Source organism: Bacillus sp. LH1 (assembly GCF_057924895.1).
This window is the reverse complement of sequence record NZ_CM175007.1, coordinates 85,001-87,500: the sequence shown is the minus strand read 5'-3', so window position 1 is coordinate 87,500 and position 2,500 is coordinate 85,001. Positions and strand designations below refer to the sequence as shown.

9 tRNA genes and 2 rRNA genes (2 of these 11 cut by a window edge) are annotated in these 2,500 nt (G+C 51.9%); all 11 read right to left on the bottom strand.

The features are described from left to right. A tRNA-Ala gene (locus tag ACX9TM_RS00490) sits at positions 1-8 on the bottom strand; it reaches 68 nt to the left of the window's first position. A gap of 9 nt (positions 9-17) precedes the next feature. Further along, positions 18-91 (bottom strand) — tRNA-Pro (locus ACX9TM_RS00485). Positions 92-99: 8 nt separating this feature from the next. After that, positions 100-173, bottom strand: a tRNA-Arg gene (locus ACX9TM_RS00480). A 3-nt stretch (positions 174-176) separates the two neighbouring features. After that, a tRNA-Leu gene (locus ACX9TM_RS00475) sits at positions 177-265 on the bottom strand. 16 nt (positions 266-281) lie between these two features. Continuing rightward, a tRNA-Gly gene (locus ACX9TM_RS00470) sits at positions 282-356 on the bottom strand. Positions 357-385: 29 nt separating this feature from the next. Further along, a tRNA-Leu gene (locus ACX9TM_RS00465) sits at positions 386-466 on the bottom strand. A gap of 13 nt (positions 467-479) precedes the next feature. After that, positions 480-555: transfer RNA gene (locus ACX9TM_RS00460), tRNA-Lys, on the bottom strand. A 13-nt stretch (positions 556-568) separates the two neighbouring features. Beyond that, positions 569-644, bottom strand: a tRNA-Thr gene (locus ACX9TM_RS00455). Between the two features lie 4 nt (positions 645-648). Next, positions 649-724 (bottom strand) — tRNA-Val (locus tag ACX9TM_RS00450). A 5-nt stretch (positions 725-729) separates the two neighbouring features. Next, positions 730-845: ribosomal RNA gene (gene rrf / locus ACX9TM_RS00445) — 5S ribosomal RNA — on the bottom strand. 101 nt (positions 846-946) lie between these two features. After that, positions 947-2,500: ribosomal RNA gene (locus ACX9TM_RS00440) — 23S ribosomal RNA — on the bottom strand; it runs 1,368 nt beyond the window's last position.

The window sequence follows — 2,500 nt, the reverse complement described above, 5'->3', positions numbered from 1 at the left end:
AAGGCCCCAAACAAGTATCGGGAAGACAGGATTTGAACCTGCGACCCCCTGGTCCCAAACCAGGTGCTCTACCAAGCTGAGCCACTTCCCGAAAGAAAACGCGCCCGAGAGGAGTCGAACCCCTAACCTCTTGATCCGTAGTCAAACGCTCTATCCAATTGAGCTACGGGCGCATATGGTGCCGAGGGCGGGGGTCGAACCCGCACGGTGGTCACCCACCGCAGGATTTTAAGTCCTGTGCGTCTGCCTGTTCCGCCACCCCGGCATGTCATATTGAAAATTGGAGCGGAAGACGGGATTCGAACCCGCGACCCCAACCTTGGCAAGGTTGTATTCTACCACTGAACTACTTCCGCAAGACATGTTTGAGATATTTTATTAAAAGTGCGGGTGAAGGGAGTCGAACCCCCACGCCAAAGGCGCTAGATCCTAAGTCTAGTGCGTCTGCCAATTCCGCCACACCCGCATATTAATTAAAATGGTGAGCCATGAAGGACTCGAACCTTCGACCCTCTGATTAAAAGTCAGATGCTCTACCAACTGAGCTAATGGCTCTTACAATAAAAACTGGTGCCGACTAGAGGACTTGAACCCCCAACCTACTGATTACAAGTCAGTTGCTCTACCAATTGAGCTAAGTCGGCTAAATGGTGGAGGATGACGGGATCGAACCGCCGACCCCCTGCTTGTAAGGCAGGTGCTCTCCCAGCTGAGCTAATCCTCCGGATTGCCTGGCAACGTCCTACTCTCACAGGGACAAGGTCCCAACTACCATCGGCGCTAGAGAGCTTAACTTCCGTGTTCGGTATGGGAACGGGTGTGACCTCTCTGCCATCATTACCAGACTGTATTCATTTAAGACAAGAATCATTGTAACTCATTTAACTTTTAAAGTCAATAAGTTTTTTATATTCTTTCAAAACTAGATAACATTGCTTCATATTATATGGTTAAGTCCTCGATCTATTAGTATTCGTCAGCTCCACATGTCACCATGCTTCCACCTCGAACCTATCAACCTGATCATCTTTCAGGGATCTTACTAGCTTACGCTATGGGAAATCTCATCTTGAGGGGGGCTTCATGCTTAGATGCTTTCAGCACTTATCCCTTCCGCACATAGCTACCCAGCTATGCCCTTGGCAGAACAACTGGTACACCAGCGGTGCGTCCATCCCGGTCCTCTCGTACTAAGGACAGCTCCTCTCAAATTTCCTACGCCCACGACGGATAGGGACCGAACTGTCTCACGACGTTCTGAACCCAGCTCGCGTACCGCTTTAATGGGCGAACAGCCCAACCCTTGGGACCGACTACAGCCCCAGGATGCGATGAGCCGACATCGAGGTGCCAAACCTCCCCGTCGATGTGGACTCTTGGGGGAGATAAGCCTGTTATCCCCGGGGTAGCTTTTATCCGTTGAGCGATGGCCCTTCCATGCGGAACCACCGGATCACTAAGCCCGACTTTCGTCCCTGCTCGACTTGTAGGTCTCGCAGTCAAGCTCCCTTATGCCTTTGCACTCTACGAATGATTTCCAACCATTCTGAGGGAACCTTTGGGCGCCTCCGTTACACTTTAGGAGGCGACCGCCCCAGTCAAACTGCCCACCTGACACTGTCTCCCGGGTCGATAAGACCCGTAGGTTAGAATTTCAATACAGTCAGGGCGGTATCCCACCAGCGCCTCCACCGAAGCTAGCGCTCCGGTTTCAATGGCTCCCGCCTATCCTGTACAAACTGTACCAAAATTCAATATCAGGCTACAGTAAAGCTCCACGGGGTCTTTCCGTCCTGTCGCGGGTAACCTGCATCTTCACAGGTACTATAATTTCACCGAGTCTCTGGTTGAGACAGTGCCCAAATCGTTACACCTTTCGTGCGGGTCGGAACTTACCCGACAAGGAATTTCGCTACCTTAGGACCGTTATAGTTACGGCCGCCGTTTACTGGGGCTTCAGTTCAGAGCTTCGCTTACGCTAACCCCTCTCCTTAACCTTCCAGCACCGGGCAGGTGTCACCCCCTATACTTCGCCTTACGGCTTCGCAGAGAGCTGTGTTTTTGCTAAACAGTCGCTTGGGCCTATTCACTGCGGCTTTCCGTTAAGAAAGCACCCCTTCTCCCGAAGTTACGGGGTCATTTTGCCGAGTTCCTTAACCAGAGTTCTCTCGCACACCTTAGGATTCTCTCCTCGCCTACCTGTGTCGGTTTGCGGTACAGGCACCTTTTATCTCGCTAGAAGCTTTTCTTGGCAGCGGGGAATCAAAGACTTCGCTCCATAAGGAGCTTCCCCATCACAGCTCAGCCTACGCGATAAGCGGATTTGCCTACTTATCAGCCTAACTGCTTGGACGTGCACAACCAATCGCACGCTTCTTCTATCCTTCTGCGTCCCTCCATTGCTCAAACGATAAAGAGGTGGTACAGGAATATCAACCTGTTGTCCATCGCCTACGCCTGTCGGCCTCGGCTTAGGTCCTGACTAACCCTGAGCGGACGA